Source organism: Segatella sinensis, assembly GCF_040095255.1.
Lineage (GTDB): Bacteria > Bacteroidota > Bacteroidia > Bacteroidales > Bacteroidaceae > Prevotella > Prevotella sinensis.
Map to the genome: position 1 here is coordinate 37,467 of NZ_JBBNGE010000013.1, position 23,462 is coordinate 60,928.

The window sequence follows — 23,462 nt, forward strand, 5'->3', positions numbered from 1 at the left end:
CTCGGTTTACTTGCTGCATAGGATTAAGTGGCTGTTGTATATTGACAGCCTAACCTGTGCGCTTGCGAAAGCGCATGTCCTTTTTCTTGTCCTCCACTACTGCTACGATAGCCATCACGTCCTCCGGCTTGTAGTAGGTCTTGTGGCTGATTTGCGTATAAGCCAAAGTTCCGTTGTCCCGAAGCGTCTGCACTGTCCGTGGGCAGATGTTGAGCGTCTGACACACGTCCTGCGTGTCGAGCCACTTGTTCATGGTCTTGTCCTCACTGCGCTCACGGATTCTGTCCATGCGCTTCACGAAGTTCTCCAACTGGGCATCAAGATAGTTGAATGCCTCTTCCTCGAATACGATGAATCCCATACTTTTCTTTTTTCTAAGTTAATACTATGTTATATGTCGCAAAGCTCCACGCATATGCTGTGCTCCACGTTTGTGAGTGCAAAGATAAGGCACGGCAATCTAAAAACAAGCGTTTTCAATTTCTGTGGCAGTATGTTGCCGGGGTTTGCCGACTTCAACGCCAAAAACAACAAGAAAAACTTGCACGACTGCAACGGATACATGAACAATGATGAGTTGAGAAATACGTTGAAGTTCTCACAACTATCTCGGTATGCAAATAAGCAAGCCACAACTAAATTGCCACGTTACACCCAATCAGTTGCATGGCTGCACTCAGTACACTTACTTTGCATCCGACAATCGGTCAATGGTGCAAACCGTGACCACTATACCAACAATTTAAACAAGTTAAGCTATGGCAAGAACAAAAGAAACGAAAATGTTTCCTGAACAGCAGGAGAAAATGACACAGGAGGTGGTGGCTTCGCTTCAATCATCCACTTATGGTAAAGACTATGCCCAAAAACATAGCTCTTTCTTTGAAGAGGTGGAGAACTCCGATTTAGAAGTTGTGACAGAGGATGTGGCTGCAACAACCTCCAACATGGAGGACGAGCTGACGAACGAGGTTCAATCGCCACCGAATCCGCAGAAGCGCATCAGTGGCAAGCAGCGCAAGGCGACATTGGAGGAGTATCAGCAGACCTTCCTCCAAGTTCCAAGGATTGACGACCGCAAGCCAGTCTTCGTCAGTTCCGATGTACGAGACCGTCTTGATCGTGTCGTCCGCATCCTCGGAGGGAGACGCATGAGCGTATCGGGCATCATCGAGAACATCGTGCGCCACCACCTAAGCCTTTATGAAGAGGACTTCGAGGCTTGGCGCAAATTGTGAGAATTAAGGTCTGCGACCTTGGACGTGGATAGCTGAAAGGCTGTAGTTCCAACTAACGTGTTCTGAGAGGGAGCGAGGTTATGTTTTGGAAACCCCAAAACGCCTCGCTCCACCATGAGGGCGGAGAAATTTTGCTCCCGACGGTCGCAGAAAGTGAGTGTACCAACTGTAAACAGTATATCGAATGACAAGCATACAGGAACAGGACAAGAGAAAGGGCGGAAGACCGCCCGCAGGCAGGGTTCGCAAATTGTCGAAGTCTGTCACGGTGAAGTTCTCAAAGCCAAGCTACGAGGCATTGAGACTGAGGGCGAGAAAAGCCAACCGCAAGTTGGCGGAGTACATCCGTGAGTCCGCCTTGAACGGCGAGGTGGTCAGCGGACACAACGCTGAGACGATAGCCATCGCTAAGAATCTCATTGGCATGGCGAACAACCTCAACCAACTTACCAAGCTGTCGCATCAGAGAGGTTTCCACGAAACCCATGTGTATGTGGTGGACTTGTTGAGAAGATTGAAAGCCATCCTTGGCGAGTATCGCCAAGCAAGTCCAAAATCGAAGCCATGCGGAATAGGCAGAAAGGAGGATGCTACATGATAGGCAAGCTAAAGAAGGGCAGCTCATTTGGTGGTTGCATCCGCTATGTTACAGGCAAGGACGAGGCGAAAATCATCGCCTCGGATGGTGTGTTACTCGGTACGAATGCCGAGATAACGCAAAGTTTCGAGCTACAGAGGCAGCTAAATCCAAGGATTAAGAAGCCTGTGGGACACATTGCATTGAGCTTCAAACCAGAGGACAAGCCACGTTTGACGGATGAGTTTATGACTAAGATTGCCCTTGAATATATGCAGATGATGTGCATCACCGATACACAATTCATCATCGTAAGGCATCACAATACGGACAATCCACATTGTCATATCGTGTACAACCGCATTAATAACGAGGGCAAACTCATATCAGATAGGAATGATTACAGGCGTAATGAGCAAGTGACCAAGAGTCTAAAATCCAAGTATGGGCTGACTTACGGAACGGACAAAAGCAAGACTAACACTCGCAAATTGCGCAATGCTGAGCGAGCCAAATACGAGATTCACAATGTTGTCAAGGATGTCTTGAAAGCCGCAGGTAGTTGGCAGAAGTTCAAGAATGAACTCGCAAAACAAGGTGTTCATTTGGAACTTGTATATAAGGACAAGGAGCAAACCAAGGTTCAAGGCATCCGTTTCTGCAAGGATGGATATAGCTTCAAGGGTACACAGATTAGCCGAGACTATAGCTTTGGCAAACTGAATGCGAGATTTGAGGGAACGGAGAACCTTTTATCAGCAAGAGCCAAATCTGCTCAGCAATATGAGCAGGGCTGTCACAAGAATGAGCAGATGCCATTCATGTCGGAGAGCAGTCAGGATCCTTGGAATGGTATTTCTTCCATTGGGCTTTTTGCTTCTGCCAACGTACAGACCTTTGAGCCATTCCCAGAGGATGAATCAGTCAAGAAGAAAAAGAAGAAACGCAGAAGAGGCTTTAGCCTTTGATGCAAGTTACAAACCATTCAAACAACAAAAGAAATATGAAAGAAGAACTATTGGAAGCCATCTACGGCACAGTTGAGAGATTGGAGCAGAAAGTCGATGAACTTTCTGCTTCACCAAAGAATGCAGAGGCTGGAAGCATTCCTGTCCCTGTAAGTGTTGATACATGCAAGCTTGAAAAAGCCATCCTTTCTATAGCTGTAAAAGAAGGGGAGTCTATTGACAAATTGGCAAGATTAAGAGAGGCTATCTGTATCTTTACCGACCTTACCAAGAAAGAAGCAAGTAACAGAGAACAGCGAAGCAAGCTCTTGTTTGATACGGTTAAGCAGCTGAAGCAAGAGCAAGATGCTGCATCAATAGACCTGCAAGAGCGACTTGACAACATAAGCAATGCACCTCAGAAGAAGATTGTTACCCATCGCTTCGAGCCAACTTCAAAGTCTGTTCTTCTTTTCATTGGTGGCTTGGCTCTATCTCTTGTTATCTCCATTTGGGGCAATCTCACCCAATGGCGAGAGCATCAAGATTGGGAAGAGGCAGACTTGAAGTATCGAGCATTGCGAATGGTATTGCCATCTGACGACCCGAATATTCGCTACATAGAAAAGCATTTCTCTGTGCAACGTGATGAAAATGTTATTGACGATGTTCGAAATCGAGTGGCTCTTTATGAGGATTCTATCCTTCGTCACTATGAAATGGTAAAAATGGGTACATATAAAGACAGCGTTGTTTATAAAAACCTACGAGGATTTCACTAAGTAACATGTAAAAAATATCTTGTGCAATTTTTATCGTACACTCTTAGGAATAGCACACTACTATCGTTAATTTTCTGCGCAAGTTATTTTTTGAACATTACTAAAATAAAGATTAAATTGAAATAGCTACCTACAATTTATAATAGAAATAGGCAATAGCATTCTCTATGCCTATTTCTAGAAAAACACCTTTTATATGCATGTTTATTAATCTTTAACATAAAAAATATGTGATAACTCTGAAAAAATACTTATATTTGCATTATGAAATAGTCTTTAAGTAATAGTTGTTCATTTTTTAAAAGATTGCAACATATAGGAAAAAGACTTTAGTAAAATAATAGGCATTAATTTGTTTGTTAATAACAATAGCATTATGAATAAAAAAATTGTATTGAATTGGCTTCCTCCTGCTAGTACAGACATGCCTTCACCGGCCATGACTGTACTGAAAGGTGCATTACAAAAAGCTGGCTTTAATTGTAAAATCTTATATTGGAATATTCTCTTTGAGGATATTATAAGATTTTATTTGCGAGAGTCTTCAATGGACAAAATATCAGAAGTTGATTATTTAGGAGTATTTTATGCCTACATCGCAATAGAGAAAAATGATAAGGATGCTTTGTTAAAACAAGAGATTATTTTAAAATCATTAAATCCACACTATTTTAGTTCTTCTTTTGATTTTAAAAAGCATATAAGGGATGCTGTGTCATTATTGAAAAATCGTATTAAGGAAGTCTTAAGCTCTGAGTTACAAGAGACTCCTTTTATGATGGGATTTTCTATGAATCTTTTTCAATGGATTCCTGCTTCAATTTTAGCAAAAGAAATAAAGATTCTTTACCCAAACTGTAAGATTGCTATTGGAGGAATTGGTAATCCAAATCTGGCAAAAGCTTTTCTCCAAAATTTTCCTCAATTTGATTTTGCATTATGGGGAGAAGGAGAAATTAGTCTTGTGAAATTGGCATTTAATTTGGATAATCCTGCGATTGTTCCTCATATGGCATATCGTGTAAAAAATAACAATATCGAATTGTCACTTCAACGTATTGAGAGTTATCCTTCACTAAATGACTGCTTCAATAGTGATTTCGATGATTATTTCAATGTATATAAGGGAACGAGGGATAAAATAAATTTAACAATTGAAAGCAGTCGTGGATGTCATTGGAATAGATGCAAATTTTGTTTCTTGAATCAAGGTTATCGTTATCGAGTAAAATCGCCAGAAGATATCATAAGCGAAATTCGTTTTTTGATATCCAAATATAATGTGTTCAATTTTTCATTTCTTGATAATGATGTTATTGGCAATGATTATTCTCGTTTTCATAACCTATTAACCTTGTTATCTGGTTTAAAGCAAGATTATCCTAATTTTAAGATTAATTTGGCAGAAATTATTACAAGAGGTATTTCCAAGACGGAAGTAAAAGAAATGGCCTTGGCTGGTTTCGTTTATGTTCAAATAGGATACGAATCCGTCAGTGACAATATACTTGTAAAGATTAACAAGAAAAATAGTTTTGCTAGCAATCTTTTGTTCATTAAATGGGCAATTGAGTATGACATTAACGTAGTAGGATTAAATGTACTAAGAGGTTTATTAGACGAAACAGATGCAGATATACTAGAAAGTATTGATAATCTGTATTTTATGAGGTTTTATAAAAGTGTAGGCAACATCAAGCATAATGTGTCTATGCTAGCTGTTAATGAAATGTCACGCTATTATAAGGAAATATGTTCAAACGGAAAGACGAACGAAATGTATTATGACCCTGTAATGGAACGACTACCTAAGGGGTATGTTCGTCATGACGATGAATTTAAAATCTATCAATTGGTAAGGAAATATCAAAATCCACTTTGGAATAATTTTGTTGCAACAGACCATTTTTTTGATGTGCATACCTTCTCATACAAGTTGATTGTGTTATCAAATAATACAATAATTTATCAAGAGAGACGAGATAACATAGAGGTTAATACTTTATCTTTTGAAAGGAACGGTATTCATTGGAAAATATTGATGTTTTGTAATGAAAAAGTTCGGTCAATAACAGAAATTTTAGAACATTTTAAAGCAACTTCGGAAACAGATATTAAAGATACAATAACTGCCCTATATAGTCAAGGGCTTCTTTATTATAGCATTTTCAGAGAAGAATGCGTAAGCATAATAAATACGAATAAAATAATTTAGGTATGAAAGAAATTAAGAAAATCTCGGTGCAGGAGTTGGATATTCTTGCCCAAGAAGCTGCTTCACTTAAAGGTGGACAGACCGTTAAGCCATTCACCAATGATGTCCAAACTAATAAGCATAGTATTGTTGCTCCTGCACCTTACAAAGGGGAACCCGGGGTACACGGTTCTTTCTATATTTAAAAAAGGTATAAGAATGGTTAAACAAAACGACAAGAATAGTCTCGGCCATTTTGCATATTAAACTCACTGCAGTTTAAAGTTATGACAGGGCTATTCTTGTATCTATTTAAATGGTAATATGAGACATCTTCGTTTGTTATTTCTTTTAATATTAGTTTTTGTTGGTATCAAAATGTGTGCAAGTAACAACTGTGATACAATACCAACTCAACAACTTAATGAGATTATCATCAAAAGCAATAAGCCTCATATAAAAGATGAAAATGGCATTTTAGTTGTGAACTTAACTGAAATTGTCAAAGATAAACCTGTAAGCAATATATTGGAGGCTCTTGGATATATGCCTGGTGTCACAAATAATAATGGCATGATTTGGCTGACAGGAGCGTCTAATGTCACAATTATTGTTAACGGAGAATTGACAAATATGCCATTGCAAAATCTTTATCAGTTGCTCTATACAACACCTGTTGACCGTTTAAAGAATGTTGAAATTATGTATTCTGCTCCTGCAAAGTATCATGTCAATGGAGCAGTTATTAATGTTGTTTTAAATTCACCAAAGCCACTTGATGGATTACAAGGGCAACTTCGCACAGGTTATAATCAGGCTCATTATTGTTCTTATGGTGGAGCTTTGTCTGCTACATATGCCATTAAGGATTGGACATTTGACCTTAATTATGGTCTGTCAAGAACTAAATCTTGGGGACACGAACATACATTTTCTAACCATCTACTTAACGGAACATATACAATGATAGAAGATGATATGCACCGAATTGGAAATAACTGGGCGAATACTATATACACATCAATGGGGTGGAAATCATTAAAATTGACCTATAATGGGCAAATTGTATCTGATTCAAAAATAAGAAGTTTATATGTAGGCTCCCTTGGTCGCTTTAACAATAACTACAATTTTGAGTCACCAATAAATTATCACAACATAGCATTAAGATACGAAACTCCTATTGGTATGACAGTCGGAGGTGATTATACCTATTATAATGAAAATAGGGAACAATTCCTTTCTCAAAATTTTACAGACTTGTTAAATTCGACAAATAGTCAGATTATTAATCGCTTTCATCTTTATGTGGACCAAGAGCATCTGTTGAAAAAATGGAAACTAAATTATGGCGTTGAATACCAGCGCTCAATTGACCATAGTTTACAGGTATATCAATCTGTAGAAATGGGTAAATTCAAGAACACACTAAATGAAGATGTAGTCAGTGTATATGTTGGCACGGAGCGTTCTTTTGATTGGGGACTGTCATTCAATATTTCGAGCAAAGGTGAATTTTGCCACAATAATTATCAGAACAACTGGAGCTTTATTCCGCAACTTGGTGTTACATATCACAAGAATCCCAAAAGTATATTCCAAGTCAATCTTAGTTCACAACGTATATATCCATTATATTGGGAACTTCATGGTGGAACAAATTATATAAACAATTATATTGTGTCCATAGGAAATACATCTCTCCTGCCATATGTCAACTATTCTACACAGTTTAATTACATTTTTAAACAGAAATATGTAGCTACGCTGTATTTCCAATATGATGACAAAGCAACAGTTTGGTTGCCATACCAGTCTCCGAATACGCAGAATCTAATCTACCAGACTATAAATATGAATTACAAACGTTTGGTAGGTATCAATCTACACTGCCCATTCAATATTGGGGATGTTTGGAATGTAACAACCACTGCCAATTTTTTTAATCAGAGAGAAAAAGCAAGCCATTTCCATGATATAAGTTTCGATAACGATAAATGGATTTTCTATGGCAAGTTTAATAGTTCTTTAAAATTTAGCAAAAATAGTCCCATTTCATTGAGCGTAGATTTTTCATACATATCACCTTCATTACAAGGGATTGCAAACATGTCAAGTATGTGGAAGGCTGATGCGGGAGCTAAATGGCTATTCGGTAGAAAGCTTTGCTGTGAACTTGATTTGAAAGTCGATGATATATTTAATCAGTGGTCACCAACAATGACCATCAACGACAAAGGGCAAGATTACAAAATGAAGGTATTTGATATGACTAGTAATCTTAAGCTGACTTTTATTTGGCGTTTCAATGGCTTTAAGCCTAAGGATTATAGCATTGACACATCACGCTTTGGAACGGGCAAATAGAATATTTTTCACTTGTAAATCGTTTAATTATGAGATATATAGAAATTATTTTTACTTTTTTTGTAGCAATTAGTTGTCATGCACAGTCGGAAGATAGAAAAATCATTTTGATGCGAGAGAATAATATTCCTACTCAAGAATTCCATAATGAACAGATAGATAGTCTCTATAACAATTATAGTATTAATACCTATAGTCCAAAATTGTGGTCCATAGCCCCAATTCATCCATTAGTATTATTATCTTATTGTAGAATCCCTATATATAGTAGTTCGTCTGCCGAACAGGGAATAATATATCAAGGTCATGACATGACATTGTCAGGGATGGTTGCAGTTACTGCATATCCTGGTATGATGAATAAAGAAGAGGGGATGTTAGGATTTTCTTTCAGAAAAGAAAAACTACATTTTCAAGTATCTGGTATAGTAAACAAATATGGTTATTATAACAGTTTGCTTAGACAGTTAGGTATCTTCGGGCAATTAACTTATCAACTTTCGTCTCCGTTTTCATTTACAGCATTTGCATATTACTATGGTAATAATGTTATGCCATTAATGCCAAATGGGGATTTTATGACACCCTCTATGCTTGGCTATTATGAAGTTTCTAGGTTTGGCGGTTATATTAACTATAACCCATCAGAGCATTTTGGAATACAGATGGGAGGACAAGTCGTTGAACGAATGGGACCCAAAAACCATTATGAAATGGAACCAATTGTTACGCCATACATAAATGTAGGACATGGAAAGAAGAAAATAGGAATAGGACTACCTGTGGGACAAATAATATATGGCATATTTGGAAAGTAAGATTCTAACCAATTGAGGTTGTCAGATAGTGTCTTATAGGATAAATGTTTCCAATGAACATCTAGCCGAATAAGAAAAGCTGCATTTATAAATGTTACCTTGTATCATATATTGAGAAATGAGTCTTCTGTTTTATAAGCAACATGACTCCATGCAATGTGGCGTAGCTTGCTTGCAAATGATATGTAAATATTTAGGCAGAGAGTATACGGTGGACTCTCTGTCGAAACTTTGTTTTGCCACAACTGAAGGGGTTTCTCTGCTAGGTATCAATGAGGCTGCAAATACTCTTGGGCTGCATACTGTATGTGCGAGAGCAACTACTGATATGCTAAGTAATGAACCACTACCATGCATCCTTTATTGGAATCAAAATCATTTCGTTGTCCTATATAAGGTTAAAAGGAAAAAGAAATTCTATGTGGCTGACCCTGGAAAAGGATTGGTAACTTATAGCTTAAATGAGTTCAAACAACATTGGATAAGCACCAGTTCCAATGGTGAAGACAAGGGCATTGCTATGTTTCTGGAAACAACTCCTGCATTCTTTACCTATAATATGGAGTGCGAAGAGAATGTCAAAGAAAAAAGATCTTTTCGGTTTCTCTTTGGGTATGTGAAGAAATACCGCAAGTATTTCGGACAAATCATCTTGGGATTAGTGATTGGAAGCCTTTTGCTACTTGTTTTGCCTTTCCTTACCCAATCTATAGTTGATGTTGGCATCAAGAATCAAAACATAGGGTTTGTTTGGCTTATCCTGTTGGGGCAGTTGATTCTCACTATCAGCCGAACGGCTATCGACTTTATCCGTAGGTGGTTGCTGCTTCACATTTCGCTGCGCATCAACATTTCGCTAGTGAGCAACTTCTTCATTAAGCTTTTGAAATTGCCAATGTCTTTCTTTGATACGAAACTCATGGGCGACTTGATGCAGAGAATGAACGACCATAGCCGTGTGAACAACTTCCTCACGCAGCAGACGCTCAACATCACCTTTGCCATGCTCACCTTCGTGGTGTTCTCCGTAGTGCTGTTCTTCTACAACAAGTTGGTGTTTGCCATCTTTCTGTTGGGAAGCATCCTCTATGGAGGCTGGATGACATTGTTCTTGAAGCGGAGAAAGGTGCTCGACTATGAACTGTTCGAGCAACAAGCCATCAACAACAACAAGACCTACGAATTTATCACCTCCATGCAGGAAATCAAGTTGCAGGATTGTGAGCAGCGTAGAAGATGGGAATGGGAGGACACGCAAGCAGACTTGTTCGGTGTGCAGATGAAATCGCTCAAGCTCCAACAAACTCAGGAGGCAGGAAGCATCTTCATCAATGAGGTGAAGAACATCATCATCACGGTAGTGGCTGCAACAGCCGTGATTCATGGACAAATGACACTCGGTATGATGCTTGCCGTACAATACATCATCGGACAACTCAACTCACCAGTGGAGCAACTGATGAACTTCTTCTATTCTCTGCAAGATGTGAAGATTAGCTTGGAGCGTATCAACGAGATTCACCAAATGGATGATGAGAACGGAAAGGAAGGTTTGCAAACTTCCATTGAGGACAAGAATGATGGCATTGACATCAAGACCATCATGTTCAAGTACGACCCACATGCTTTGCGCAAGACCATAGATGATGTGAACATTCACATTCCGCAAGGTAAGGTAACAGCCATCGTTGGCGCATCTGGCAGTGGAAAGACCACCCTCATCCGTTTGATGCTTGGTTACTATCCTGTCTTGGAGGGAAAAATCAACATTGGAAATACAGACATTAACAAACTCAACAAAAAGTGGTGGCGCAGACAATGTGGTGTTGTCATGCAGGATGGTGTTATCTTCTCGGAGAGTATCGCACGAAACATTGCTGTTGACGATGGCGACATAGATAAGAAGCGATTGTTGAAAGCTGCTGAGATAGCTTGCATCAAGGATTACGTGATGGCTTTGCCTCTGAAATTCAACACCAAGATTGGGCGTGATGGCGTGGGACTTAGCCAAGGACAGAAACAGCGCATCTTGATAGCGAGGGCGGTGTATAAGAATCCTGACTACATCTTCCTTGACGAGGCAACCAACTCGCTCGATGCCAACAATGAGAGAAGCATTGTGGAGAACTTGGATAAATTCTATAAGGGTAAGACTGTTGTGATTGTGGCTCATCGCCTAAGCACGGTGAAGAATGCCGACCAAATCGTGGTCATCGATCATGGAAAAGTGGTTGAGGTAGGCAATCATGAGTCTTTGACCGCCAAGCGAGGGGCATACTATAACCTTGTGAAGAATCAGTTGGAATTGGGAAACTAAAATGTTTTTGACATGGAACAGAAAGAAAAAGAATCAGATAATATCGAGTTGAGAAGCGAGAAGGTGAGGAACGTAATAGGTAAAGTTCCTCCTCGCCTCGTCAGCTTGGGGACAGTTATCATTACCATAATAGTCCTCGCTCTCGCAGTTGCTTTCTACAAGATACCTTATCCTATATCCATAGAGGCTAATGGTGAGGTCATCAATCAAAGAATAGTGCAAGTGTTTGTACCATATAAGTATTTGCATCTTTTCGATGAGCCAAGGACAGCTCATGTTTCTTTCGAGGGCAACGACAATGCATCTTATAACTGCAACATCATAAGCCATAATGCCAAGCTCATACATAGGGAAGATGGTAACTATTTTATGGCTATAGCCACAGTGAGTACACAGGGACAAAAGTCCCCTGTGTTGCAAAAGTACATGAAAGCCGATGTCAGAATCATCGTCAGCAACAAAACGTTATGGCAGCAGGTATTCGGATAAGCTATATCCGAATACTGCTGTTTGTTTTTGGATACATATTGTTGGTAAGCATCAGATTTAACTCAAAAAGTTCTAAATTCCGTAAATTTCTCCTTGCTAGTTATGGGATATTTAGAAAATTGTCGTATCTTTGTCCCCGAATTGAGGCGTTCTTTGCATATTGCAAAATACAGAAACGAGCAGAAGTCCGCTCGTTTCCATATTGTTACCTATATAAAATAGGCAAACGCCCAACTTCTTGATTTTCAATCAAAGTCCAATTTAGAGCGAGTTACAAACATTAAGAGATGATGTATGACAAAAAACGGGAATACATTCAGGCTAGGAGGGATGAAGAACTGGATGGAATTGGTAATTTGATGCAGTTATACAAATTTAACGGAAGAGATGTAATGGCTTTGGATAATAATGTGTACTTTTGTACTAGAATAATGATGAATTAAAACATATATAAAACAAAAGATATAGGAACGGATGAAAATGTTAGATTTTAAGGTAAAAAGATTTGTTAGTATTATATTTCATTTGATTTTAGCTCAAATCTGTTTAGCTCAGACTGGTATCGCTAACCAAAATTTTGGAAAGGATACTCTGCAATTAAGGGAGGTTGTTGTTAGAGCAACCCGCCCTTTGGCAAAGTTGAACAGCGAAGGCTTTGTGACAGAAGTCAAAGGTACCGTTTTGGAAAAACTTGGTTTTGCAAAAGACATTATGGGTATGTTGCCTGGTGTACTGAATAATAATGGTTCCATTGAAGTTTTTGGCAAGGGAAAACCAGTCTTCTATATCAATGGACATATTGTCCGCAATAATATAGAAGTTGAGCAATTGAAGGCTAACCAAATAGATAAGATAACAGTTATAGCGAATCCAAGTTCACGTTATGCTTCAACCGTAGGTTCCATCATAAAGATAACAACCATTAAAAAGGTTGGGGATGGTTTCTCCTTTGATAACATTGCTACTTTTGGTTGTCGTAATTATATGTATGGCAAAGACAATTTGGACTTGAACTATAGAATTGACAATTTGGATGTTTTTGGAACGTTGGGATTTGAGAAAGGCAAGAATACGAACTCTAGCAAAAATGTTCAGAATTCATGGCTCTCGTCACATCATCAGCAGAATACGACTATGAAATCGACACAGCACTCAAACTTGATTGATGGTAAATGGGGATTTGATTTTTCCTCGTCTCCAAAACTCTCATTTGGCGCATTTTACCAAGTATCTTATGCTCCAACAAAGACCAATTCGAGCATTATGTCATCATTATATTCTGATGATGTAATTGAAAGTGAAACTTCTGCATACAAGGATATCAAATTAAGAGATTTGGAACATTTGTTAGATGGATATTGCCATGGGGTTTGGGGAAAATGGAATTTGGAAATGACTTTTGATTTAATGTGGAAAAAAACACGTGAAAATCAAAACGTTATAGAGCAAACCGGCATCAATCAGGATTTCGGAATAAAAGATGTTGGGCATGCTAGGTTAATGGCAACGGAATTATATGCGTCACACCCATTTCTTAAAGGTAATTTTAGCTTTGGAGTAGATTTCACCAATAGTAGCCGTGAGGAAAATTCAGAAAGTGAAAATAGCATTATGGCAGGCGAGAACAATAAAATACAGGAGCTGAATATGGCATATTACGTTGAAACTATGCAGCATTTAGGCAATGTAACATTCCGTATCGGTGGCAGGTATGAGCATGTGAACAGTGAATATTTTATAGGTGGCAGAAAAAATCACGAACAGTCACATGTTTATGATAAGTTTTTCCCGACTGCTTCATTGTCTCTGCCCATTGGAAAAACTATGGTGCAGCTGAGCTATTCTAAGCAATGCTATCGTCCATTGTACTCTCAGTTGAGCAACACGGTTCACTATGTTAACAAATATCTCTATCAAAGTGGAAATCCGTATTTGCAACCATCCTATAGCGACAACATCTCTTTAAATTTGAGGTATCGCTGGCTGGCATTAACTGCTAATTATAAAAAGGTGCAAAACCAAATAATAACATCATATACATATTATGATGATGCGAAGACTATTGCTTTGCTCAAAAAGGAAAATTCTAGAAACAGTCTGTCTAACTTACAGATAATGGCTTCTTTTATGCCCGGATTCCTTTGGAAATGCTATTATCCCGTATTGGCATGTGGTGTTGTCTCGCAATTTTACAAGATTGATTACAGAGGAGATATAAAGCACGTGGACAATCCTTTGGTTGTAGTTAAGTTCAATAATATTTTCAAATTCCATAACAACTATATGGCGACAGTAAATTACAGTTGGCGTAGTGAGGGAAATAGTGAGAATATTAAGATGGGGAGTGTTGGACAGATAAATCTTTCTTTGGCTAAGGACTTATCTGAAAAATGGAATGTCAAGTTGTCTGCAAATGACATCTTTAATACTGCCCGCAAAAATACTTTTACCATTTTCAGCGGAATGAATAATGTCTATATTGAAAAGGCTGCGATTGTAAGGGCAGTGGAATGTATCGTAAGATATAAGTTTAATACAGTTAAAACAAAATATAAAGGTAAAGGGGCAGGGAAAAAGGAAATGGATAGATTGTAACTGTTTAAACTCTATCCTTTCTGGGATATGCTTATCGATTGTTTGTCGTAGTTCATATACCCTTATAAATGCAGCTTTATGCTTCAATTTAACAGGATTTTTCCCTCCGTTTCTTTGCCATTTCCATCTTTTTCCTTAATTTTGCAGCGGAAACTCTATAATAGATATTTGTAATGGCAATAAGAATGAAGATGAAACAGGAAAAGATGAGAAAGATAGGCATCGCTTCGGTTCTGGGCTTGGTGGTGCTCGTGGTGCTGGGACTGTATGGCGCCAGCAACTATATGCTCAATTATTCGCTCAACTATCCGAAGGATGAGAGAATGACGTCTGAGCACTGGAAGAACAGAATGAAGAAAGAGTGCCCCTGGATGATTGGCTGGATGGACTCTGTGTATCAGCACCATTGCGTGAGGGATACCTTTGTCGTGATGCCGTCTGGCTACAAGGCCCATGCCATCTATCTCTATGCACCGAAGACTACGGAAAAGACTGCCGTGGTGGTGCATGGCTATCAAGTGCGCTCCGAGGGAATGCTGCACATTGCCTATCTCTATAATCACGATATGGGGTATAATGTGCTCCTGCCAGATCTGTATGGACATGGAGAGAGCGAGGGCGACCATATCCAGATGGGATGGAAGGATAGATGGGATGTGATCAGGTGGTCGGAAATCGCCAATGAGATTTTTAGAGTGAAGGGTGAAGGACAGAGAGTGAAGGGTGAAGAACGAAGAGCGAAGAATACCCGTCAGGTGATTCATGGTATTTCGATGGGTGCGGCAACCACGATGGCAGTATCGGGAGAGAAGACACCCGATTACGTGAAGTGCTTTGTGGAGGACTGCGGCTATACCAGCGTATGGGATGAGTTTTCCGCTCAGCTCAAAGACCAGTTTGGCTTGCCTGCCTTCCCGCTGATGAATACCACTTCCGCCCTTTGCCAGTATCGCTACGGCTGGTCTTTTGCCGAGGCGCAGCAGATAGAACAGGTTCGCAAGAGCACCAAACCGATGCTCTTTATCCATGGCGATAAGGATGCCTTCGTGCCCTACGCCATGCTTCATCCGCTTTACGAGGCAAAGACGAAGGGCAGAAAAGCCATCTTCATCGCCAAAGGCTCCGTTCATGCTATGGCATATCGCGATCATCACGAGGAATATACCCGCATCGTGAAAGACTTTGTTTCGAAAGAGGAATAGGCTATTCTCCGATATGTTGTCCCACCACATACCCCGTGGTCCAGGCGGCCTGCAGATTGAAGCCGCCGGTGATGGCATCGATGTCGAGCACTTCGCCGGCAAAGAAGAGGTGAGGGCACACCTTACTCTCCAGGGTATGCAGGTCGATGTTGTTGAGGCTGATGCCGCCGCAGGTAACAAACTCCTCCTTGAAGGCTCCCTTGCCGTTCACCTGATAGAGGTCGTTGGTGAGGGCTTCTATCAGCAGGTTGCAAGCCTTCTTTCCCATTTCGCTCCATTTCTTCTCGGGCGCATATCCCATCTTCTGAATCAGGAAGAGCCAGAGGCGGGATGGGAGATTGTAAGGGCGGATGCTTGCCAGCTGCTTCTGTGGGTTGGCGATGATGATGCCCTGGATGTTCTCTTCCACCAGCGAGCGGTTGCTCTCGTGTACCCAGTTTACGGAAATCTTAATCTGATAGTTGTTCTCGTGCAGATAGCGGGCTGCATGGGATGAGAGCTTCAGTACGGCAGGACCGCTCATGCCCCAATGGGTGATGAGGAGCGGACCCTCAGCCTTCAGCTTGGTGCCCGGAATGCTGGTATATACCGGCTCAACCACCGTGCCCATCAGATTCTTGAAAGCCTTGTCGGCAATGTTGAAGGTGAAGAGCGATGGGATAGGCTGCTCTATCGTATGTCCCAGGTCTGAGAGATGCTTGAAGCTTTCCTGCTTCGGATGACCGCCTGTGGTAATGGCTACCCGGTGGAAGGCAATCTGCCTGATTTCGGAAACGGGATGAGAGGCAGAAGATGCACCCGATAGATTTCCCTTTTCTTTTGAAACCTTGAAATCCAGGAGCAGGCGCTCATCCTCCAGTTCGGTGATGGCGGTGAGCTGGTGGTTGCATTGTATCTTCACGCCCAGTCGCTTGGCGGTATTCACCAGACAGTCGATGATGCTGTGCGAATCCTGCGATTGCGGAAACACGCACTGGTCTTCCTGCGTAACCAGTGGCACGCCGTTCTCCTCAAACCAGTCGAAGGCATGCTGGTAGTCGAATCTCTTGAAGAGTCGCTTCATCAGTTTATGTCCGCGAGGGTACGCCTGTTTCAGGTCAGAAATCTCGTCAAAGGAATTGGTAAGATTACATCTTCCTCCTCCCGTGATTTCCACCTTGGCGAGAACCTTCGAATTCTTCTCGAAAATCGTGATGTCGGCGTGAGGGAAGTTGCGCTTGGCCTCTATCGCCGCAAAGAATCCTGCGGCACCCCCACCAATAATTGCAATATGTAGTGATTGTGGCATATCGTATTTTTTGGATGATTAGGGTGCAAAGGTAGCATAAAAAGAAGACATGGCAAAATAAAACAACTGATTTTTAAGATAAAAAAGATTGATGCCGGAATTATTCTTTCAAAAACTTGGCTATTTCATTTTTTCTTTGTAATTTAGCGGCGCAAAAAATAAAGCTGGTGAGAATCGGCTGAATTGCAACGAACAATTCATTCATTAAAGACAAATCAGAATATGAAACAATCAATAGTATTGACTCTGGGGTTGGCTTGTGGAACATTCCTGAATGTGAATGCCCACGTTCCAGCAGAGAAGGGAGCGGCACTGTCCGTATCCCAGCAGATTCCTTTGGATTCCATCCAACTGAGTGATCCATGTATCCTGGCAGATAAGGCTACTCATACTTATTATATGACGGGTACAGGCGGCATGATGTGGACCAGTAAGGATTTGAAGTATTGGGAAGGACCGAAGAAGGTGGCAGAGATTGATCCTCAGTCGTGGATGGGATCGAAACCTGCAATCTGGGCGGCAGAACTGCATCAGTATCAAGGAAAATACTATTATTTTGCAACCTTTACCAATCCAGCTGTCATTATAGACGAGGTGAAGGGCAACAAGATAGAGCGTCGTGCCTGCCAGGTTCTGGTGAGTGATCAGGCAGCAGGACCTTATCGCCCATTTGGTGATGCTACCTATCTGCCTGCTAATCAGCCTACACTTGATGGCACATTCTGGATTGATAAGGATGGCAAACCTTATATGGTATATTGCGGTGAATGGCTGCAGAATTGGAATGGTACGATTGAGAAGATAAGATTGAAGTCTGACTTAAGTGGTACCATCGGCAAGGGCAAGATCCTGTTCCGTGCTTCTGACAGTCCTTGGAGTAAGGAGAAAAATGAAAAGGGCGAGATTGTTCCCAACAAGGTGACGGATGGTCCTTGGCTCTTCCGTACCAAGACGGGAAAACTGGGTATGCTCTGGACTTCATGGGTATATAATGTTTATACCCAGGGTGTTGCTTATTCCAAGAGTGGAACCCTGGATGGTCCGTGGATTCAGGAGAAGGAACCTATAACTCCTCCTAACTTCGGTCATAGTATGCTGTTTCAAACTTTTGAGGGGCAGTGGCTGATGTCTGTACACAGTCATTATGTGGATAGTCAGGGCAGATATATCCGTGTACCTCATCTCTTCAAGGTAAACCTGGATGGAGATAAGCTCAAAGTGGAAGGTGAATATAAAACAAAATAGATTTATGGCAAAAAGAGAATATGTTGAGGCCAACAAGCGTTGGCTGGAGGAAAAGGCAAAGGAGGAGGGCGTTATGGCGCTGCCTCGTGGTATATATTATAAGGTGTTGAAGCAGGGCGACCCGAAGGGAGCACAGCCTAGCCGACGCAGCATCGTGACGGCCCATTACACCGGTTGGACCATCAATGGCAAGAAGTTTGATTCCAGCCGTGGCGGCACGCCATTCGCCATGCGATTGAGCGACCTGATAGATGGCTGGATTATTGCCATGCAGCAGATGCACGTGGGTGACCAGTGGGAACTTTACATCCCAGCCGAGATGGGCTACGGCAAGTTCTCGCAGCCGGGCATCCCAGGCGGCTCTACCCTGATATTCGAAGTAGAACTGCTGGGAGTGGGATAACCCGGATACTTGAAATTACAAAGATCATTAAGATTAGAGAGTCTTGTCCGGCTATAGTCGGTTCAATTCATCTTCCGCACTATTCAAGCCGTTGTATCTTCCCTTGCGCTTGTTGAATTTCCAGGTTACGGTCAACTTGTAGCTCCATAGCTTGTAATCCTCAGTCTGGGAGAAGTCAACGGCATGCTCGTGGGTTCGCTCCTTGAAGAGCTGCTGATGGAAGAGGTCGTTGGCACTGAAGGCAACCTGTAATCTGCCGTCCATCCACGATTTGTTGGCACCAAGACTCCAGTTCTGAGTGGGGCGGAACTTCGTTTTGCCCACTTGTCCTCCGTTGTCAAAACTGTAGGAGAGCGACAGCTGATAGTCGTTTGGTAGCGTGAAGTAATTGTCAAACGATGCATTCCAAGTTGCTCCGTTATAGCTGATTAGCTCTCCATAATCATTTGCGGAGAAGCGCTGGTAAGTGATGCTTGCATGGGCATTCGGACGCCAGCAGCCGAAGACGTGGCCCCAGTTGAGATATGCCATGTATTTCTGAATCTTGTTGAAGTTCATGAATGTACTCACGTATCTTACGGGCTTGTCTTCCGGCACCTCATGCACGTACATGATGGAGTGGTCGATACGGGTGTATCTCAGCATTCCCATGCAATCTTTCCACTGCACGGAGTAGGTCAGACGATAGGTGTTGACAGGCTGTAGCTTCGGATTGCTGATCTGATACTGAAAGCGCGAGGTATAGTAGATGTTCCCACTGAGCTGACTGAAAGAAGGTCGGGCGGTGGTAGTTCGGAAGCTGAGCGAGTGATGCCACGATGGTTCGTTGAGAGTGATACCGAACGATGGAAACCACTGGTCGTAATGGCGCTCCATATTGTCGGGAGATTCCTCCGACAGATTGGTGTATCGGGAGGTGAGATGCTCGTATCGGATGCCTGCCCACCAGCTCCATCTGCCAGCTTCACCCTGATATTGCAGGTAAGCAGCCGTCTTGGTATCGTGGTTTTTGTATTCCGTAGTTCCTAGCATATTGGCAGAACTTTCGGTTTTTCCCTTGCCTTCCATCAGGCTCCATTCGCCACCATAGTTGATGGAATGTTTATCAGAGATGAGTTGCTTGACTTCGATTCTTCCACTATAGATATCGTAGTTGGAATTAGAGCGGTTGAGGGTTTCCTGCATCTCGCTACCTTCTTTCTCCGTGATAGGCTGGCTGTCAGAATCCTTGTTTCTGGCATAGTCCAGATAAATCTGTGATGAGAGATGTTTCGACCATTTAGCCAGATGGAAGAGATTGATGTGGTGACTGCGCTGGTGTCCCCATTGCTGGCTCTCCGCATCAAAATACTTCATTTCGCCATCCGCATCAGAAAGCTTCATCTCGCTATTTGTATCTTCTCCTGCTGGGTTAGGATAGCGATAGTACTGCTGCTGTTTCTCGCTTCTGCCGCCATTCAGCCAAAGCCCTTCCCATTGTATTCCCACTTCGTGCTGCTTGCTGATTAACCAGTCGAAATTGAGTTCCGTAGCGTTATAATTTGTCTTGTTCTTGCCATGGCGGTCGGTTCCGAAGAGATATTCGCCATCTTTGGCTCTTACGAGCGCTTCCTGTGGCTGATGCACATTGTATCGGTTGTCTGTGTAGCCGTAAAATCCTGTGAGCGAAATCTTCTTCGTTACCCAACCCAGGGTCAATTCCTCGTGGTTGGTGTTCACCTCGCTCAATTTATCATACACCTGCATCTTGCCGAATATACCCTCGTCTGTTCTTCTCGTCAGGATTCTCAGTACGGCTCCCGTCGTTGCATCATATTTTGCACCAGGAGTGGTAATGAGTTCTATTTCATCTATCAGCTTCACATCGAGATGAGCGAGTTCGGCTGAAGTCGCCTTCTTGTCGTTGAGATAGATGATGGGTGCTCCCAGCCCGTTTACTTCCAGAGTTCCATCGGAGGTTTGTTTCATGCCGGGGATGTGCTTCAATACATCATCCAGCGTTGGCTCCTTTGCCAAAGGAGTATTACGGACACGGGTAACCAGGGCATCGTTTCTCATCTTGTACATCGGGCGATGACCTGTTACGGTTACGGCTTGAATCTCGGCCTCCTTATCAGCTTTTGTCTCAGCCTCCTTATCAGCTTTGATCGAATCTTTTTCCGTCTGTACCGAGTCTGCGGAAACTCCGGATGTCGGGATTTTCCCATTTTGTGCTGTTACACAGGTGGCGGTGGCTAGCATCGCGCATAAAACTGTTTCTTTCTTCATATTCTTCCTTGTTTTTTGTTTTCGTCTGCAAAGGAACAGCTTTTCGGGCTCAAAATCGCAAATAATCATTACTGAAACATTACACTGGCAAAATAATCTTGCTTCACCTTATTATATATAGTGAAATCTTCGTACCTTTGCATCGAAAAAAGAAAAATGATATGAATAGAAGAATCAAACAAGTCTGGCTGCTCGCCATCCTTTCCTCTTTCCTGCTGATAGGCTTGCAGACCTATTGGCTCTACAATAGCGTAACCTATTCGATGGGAGAGATGGGGAAGAAAAACGCCGAAAAGGCGGAACAGGCAATAGTCACTTATCAGACAAATATCGGAGAGGCGGTAAAAGAAAAATCACATATCGGTTATGTCGTCACGGCATATTTTTCAGACTACAAGCGTCCCGTTACAACGGTTTGCTCTCCGCTGGATACGGATACAATCATAGGTGGAGTGGTGTATAGCAAGCCGGGATTCAGCAACGTGATGCAGAAGAGAGATACTTTCGATTTGCGTGAGACGGATTCCAACAATTCTTTTGATTGCCTGAGTACTTACATCACTTACCAGCTTACCCGCTTTGACAAGGCGCATTTTGACCGTTTCATCAGTAGGAAACTGGGCAATGATTTCATCGGGGCAGAGATGAAGACGGGAAAGCATCGTCTGTGGCAGACAAGAATCGTAGAGCCTCCTACCTTGTTTCATCACGAAATGCTGGTGGAAGTGCCTTTCAATCCTATCCAGTATCAGTCGATGCAGATGAGAATGCAGGTGCCGATGCTGCCCATCCTGAAGGGAATGATGTGGCAGATGATAGGAAGTCTGCTGGTTACCATCATGCTTCTCCTGAGCATAGCTTATCTCATCAAGGTGATGCTCCTGCAGAAAAAGGTGGATAAGATGCGAAGCGACTTCGTGCATACGATGATTCACGAGTTGAAGCGCCCCGTGCAGACACTGAAGATGTGTGTATCTGTATTCTCTGCTCAAAAGACAGATGAGAAGAATGAGAATGCCCTTATCATGGAGACCGTAAGAGAGGAGAGCGATAACCTGACCGCCTATCTCGCCAAACTCCGTGAAGTAATCAGGGCAGAGGAACATATCCCGCTCCAGATAACTTCTTTCGATATCCATGCCGCCTTGCAGAATCTGGTGGCTGTGTATCGAAAGAACAGGCAGAAGGAGGTGAATGTTTCGCTAGATTACCAACGCACTTCCGACCGGATGATGGGAGATAGAGACCTGCTTCTGAATGTGGTCAGCAATCTGATGGAGAACTCGGTGAAGTATTCCGGCGACATTGTCAATATCCATGTTGCCTGCCGAGATACCGGGAAGGGTGAAGTCATGATTTCTGTATCTGATAATGGTATCGGAATTTCGCCCGACGAGCAGCAGAGAGTCTGGACGAAGTTCTATCGCAGCAATGCTTACCCGGATATGATGCAGCCAGGCATCGGCTTGGGTTTGAGTTTTGTGGATATGATTGTGAAGGCCCATGGGGGTAGAAAAATGATGCAGAGCGAAGTGAGCAAGGGAACCAGAATTTCAATCGTCATCCCGCAGCACTCCTGATGCATCCGGTTTAACGCTATAAAGAACAGAAAAAATGATCAAGATATTATTTGCAGACGATGACTTGAAGTATTCCATGTTGCTGAAGAGTTTCCTGCAGCAGCATGGCTACGATGTGACTTATGCCGGCAATGGCAAGAAGGCATGGGAGCAGTTCCCGGAGGTGAAGCCCGACCTGGTATTGCTCGACATCAATATGCCGGAGATGGATGGCTATGAGGTGGCTGAGCGCATCAGAGCCATTGACCCGAAGGTGCTTATCTTCTTCCTCACCGACCGTACGGAGAAGAACGATCGACTGAAAGGTTTCTCCCTGAAGGCAAACGATTATCTTGCCAAACCCTTCTATCCGGAAGAGTTGCTGGCAAGAATAGAGGAGCGGTTCTCCATGAATGAGAGTGAGATGATAGAAGAGGAGGTGTATCATTTCGGAGAAACCACCTTCTGCTATAACAACAATGAGCTTCGTACCCGTTCCTCTCGTGTGCTCATTACCAGCCGACAAGCCGACATCCTCCGTCTGCTGGCGAAGAATATCGGCAATGTAGTAAGCAAGGAGATGATACAGGAGGCGGTGTGGGGTACCGTAAGCTATGCCAACTCCCTCGCTGTGAATGTGCAGATGACGTATCTCCGCCATGCTCTTCAGCATGATGTGACCGTTAAGATTGAGTCGCTGAAGAAAAAGGGATACGTTTTGTCTGTTATTTCTCCAGAGTAACGATGATGTAGCTTCTGCCATCCTCTTTCAGACCTCTTTCCTGAATGGCTTTGGTGCCCTCTTTCAAGACCTCGATGGCTTTGATTTTGCTGGGAGAAATCTTGTAGAATTCCTCTTTAGTCAGTTCCTGCTCTCTGCCCTTGATCAGATAGTGAGGGTCTGGCTTGGGGGCAGGAGGTGTGGTAGTGGTGATGATATGAATCTCTGTCACATCTCTTTTGGGTGCCGGCAGGACGTTGGTGTTTATCTGGTAATTCTTGATGGTTTTACCGATGAGTTCCTTGCCGGTGAAGTTTGGAATGTGCTCGCCGTCGATGCTGTAGATACGCAGGGTATCTGCCTTGGATGCCATACTGCTGGTTATGCCCAGCAGGGCAAATGCAATGGTGAAAATATACTTTTTCATAAGCGTGAAATGTTTATAATTCAGC

Annotated in this window: 20 protein-coding genes; 16 read left to right on the forward strand and 4 right to left on the reverse strand. The window is 42.3% G+C overall.

Annotated features, from left to right (window positions below; translation table 11 throughout):
- Positions 1-49: 49 nt before the first annotated feature.
- On the reverse strand, positions 50-361 hold the full coding sequence (locus AAAT87_RS05550; RefSeq protein ID WP_008656559.1) for a helix-turn-helix domain-containing protein: 312 nt from the start codon (positions 359-361) through the stop codon (positions 50-52).
- A gap of 397 nt (positions 362-758) precedes the next feature.
- Here AAAT87_RS05550 and AAAT87_RS05555 point away from each other — a divergent pair, with 397 nt between their 5' ends.
- The 12 genes from AAAT87_RS05555 to AAAT87_RS05610 all read left to right on the forward strand — a co-directional run bounded on the left by AAAT87_RS05555 (position 759) and on the right by AAAT87_RS05610 (position 15,526).
- Positions 759-1,238, forward strand: coding sequence for a DUF3408 domain-containing protein (locus tag AAAT87_RS05555; RefSeq protein ID WP_288770417.1), 480 nt, complete (start codon positions 759-761; stop codon positions 1,236-1,238).
- Positions 1,239-1,422: 184 nt separating this feature from the next.
- Positions 1,423-1,836, forward strand: a complete 414-nt coding sequence (locus AAAT87_RS05560; protein WP_294967715.1) for a plasmid mobilization protein — start codon at positions 1,423-1,425, stop codon at positions 1,834-1,836.
- On the forward strand, positions 1,833-2,783 hold the full coding sequence (locus AAAT87_RS05565; RefSeq protein WP_294967713.1) for a relaxase/mobilization nuclease domain-containing protein: 951 nt from the start codon (positions 1,833-1,835) through the stop codon (positions 2,781-2,783). Before AAAT87_RS05560 ends, AAAT87_RS05565 begins: the two co-directional genes overlap by 4 nt.
- Positions 2,784-2,818: 35 nt before the next feature.
- A complete protein-coding gene (locus tag AAAT87_RS05570; protein ID WP_294967711.1) occupies positions 2,819-3,544 on the forward strand; it encodes a hypothetical protein in 726 nt (241 codons plus the stop codon).
- 376 nt (positions 3,545-3,920) lie between these two features.
- A complete protein-coding gene (locus AAAT87_RS05575) occupies positions 3,921-5,759 on the forward strand; it encodes a radical SAM protein (protein WP_287073232.1) in 1,839 nt (612 codons plus the stop codon).
- A 2-nt stretch (positions 5,760-5,761) separates the two neighbouring features.
- A complete protein-coding gene (locus AAAT87_RS05580) occupies positions 5,762-5,944 on the forward strand; it encodes a hypothetical protein (protein ID WP_153140028.1) in 183 nt (60 codons plus the stop codon).
- Positions 5,945-6,062: 118 nt separating this feature from the next.
- Complete coding sequence (locus AAAT87_RS05585; protein ID WP_287580034.1) at positions 6,063-8,105, forward strand: outer membrane beta-barrel protein; 2,043 nt, start codon at positions 6,063-6,065, stop codon at positions 8,103-8,105.
- Between the two features lie 29 nt (positions 8,106-8,134).
- Positions 8,135-8,923, forward strand: coding sequence for a hypothetical protein (locus AAAT87_RS05590; protein ID WP_288770562.1), 789 nt, complete (start codon positions 8,135-8,137; stop codon positions 8,921-8,923).
- Between the two features lie 118 nt (positions 8,924-9,041).
- The gene (locus AAAT87_RS05595) at positions 9,042-11,240 is read left to right on the forward strand and encodes a peptidase domain-containing ABC transporter (RefSeq protein ID WP_218487967.1); all 2,199 of its coding nucleotides are present in this window, start codon (positions 9,042-9,044) and stop codon (positions 11,238-11,240) included.
- A gap of 12 nt (positions 11,241-11,252) precedes the next feature.
- A complete protein-coding gene (locus AAAT87_RS05600; RefSeq protein ID WP_294967704.1) occupies positions 11,253-11,729 on the forward strand; it encodes a hypothetical protein in 477 nt (158 codons plus the stop codon).
- A 480-nt stretch (positions 11,730-12,209) separates the two neighbouring features.
- Complete coding sequence (locus AAAT87_RS05605) at positions 12,210-14,324, forward strand: TonB-dependent receptor domain-containing protein (protein ID WP_349225872.1); 2,115 nt, start codon at positions 12,210-12,212, stop codon at positions 14,322-14,324.
- 173 nt (positions 14,325-14,497) lie between these two features.
- On the forward strand, positions 14,498-15,526 hold the full coding sequence (locus AAAT87_RS05610; protein ID WP_349225873.1) for an alpha/beta hydrolase: 1,029 nt from the start codon (positions 14,498-14,500) through the stop codon (positions 15,524-15,526).
- Position 15,527: 1 nt separating this feature from the next.
- Here the strand turns inward: AAAT87_RS05610 and AAAT87_RS05615 are convergent, their stop codons facing one another.
- Positions 15,528-16,814 carry a BaiN/RdsA family NAD(P)/FAD-dependent oxidoreductase gene (locus AAAT87_RS05615; protein WP_349225874.1) on the reverse strand — a complete coding sequence of 429 codons (1,287 nt, stop codon included), beginning with the start codon at positions 16,812-16,814 and terminating at the stop codon, positions 15,528-15,530.
- A 222-nt stretch (positions 16,815-17,036) separates the two neighbouring features.
- On the opposite strand from AAAT87_RS05615, the gene AAAT87_RS05620 reads away from it, so the two are divergent.
- Positions 17,037-18,059 (forward strand): family 43 glycosylhydrolase, encoded by a 1,023-nt coding sequence (locus tag AAAT87_RS05620; protein WP_295025307.1) that lies wholly within the window; start codon positions 17,037-17,039, stop codon positions 18,057-18,059.
- Positions 18,060-18,063: 4 nt separating this feature from the next.
- Positions 18,064-18,462: a BamJ family beta-barrel-assembly machinery protein gene (gene bamJ, locus AAAT87_RS05625; RefSeq protein ID WP_317606529.1), complete on the forward strand. Its 399-nt coding sequence runs from the start codon at positions 18,064-18,066 to the stop codon at positions 18,460-18,462.
- 51 nt (positions 18,463-18,513) lie between these two features.
- Here bamJ and AAAT87_RS05630 read toward each other — a convergent pair whose 3' ends face one another.
- Complete coding sequence (locus AAAT87_RS05630; protein WP_349225875.1) at positions 18,514-20,730, reverse strand: outer membrane beta-barrel protein; 2,217 nt, start codon at positions 20,728-20,730, stop codon at positions 18,514-18,516.
- A 161-nt stretch (positions 20,731-20,891) separates the two neighbouring features.
- Between AAAT87_RS05630 and AAAT87_RS05635 the strand changes: the two genes are divergently transcribed.
- Both AAAT87_RS05635 and AAAT87_RS05640 read left to right on the forward strand, forming a co-directional pair.
- Complete coding sequence (locus AAAT87_RS05635) at positions 20,892-22,310, forward strand: sensor histidine kinase (protein WP_349225876.1); 1,419 nt, start codon at positions 20,892-20,894, stop codon at positions 22,308-22,310.
- A 34-nt stretch (positions 22,311-22,344) separates the two neighbouring features.
- Positions 22,345-23,031 (forward strand): response regulator transcription factor, encoded by a 687-nt coding sequence (locus AAAT87_RS05640; protein WP_349225877.1) that lies wholly within the window; start codon positions 22,345-22,347, stop codon positions 23,029-23,031.
- Here AAAT87_RS05640 and AAAT87_RS05645 read toward each other — a convergent pair.
- Positions 23,015-23,437 (reverse strand): hypothetical protein, encoded by a 423-nt coding sequence (locus tag AAAT87_RS05645; RefSeq protein WP_349225878.1) that lies wholly within the window; start codon positions 23,435-23,437, stop codon positions 23,015-23,017. The genes AAAT87_RS05640 and AAAT87_RS05645 overlap by 17 nt on opposite strands.
- Between the last annotated feature and the right edge of the window lie 25 nt (positions 23,438-23,462).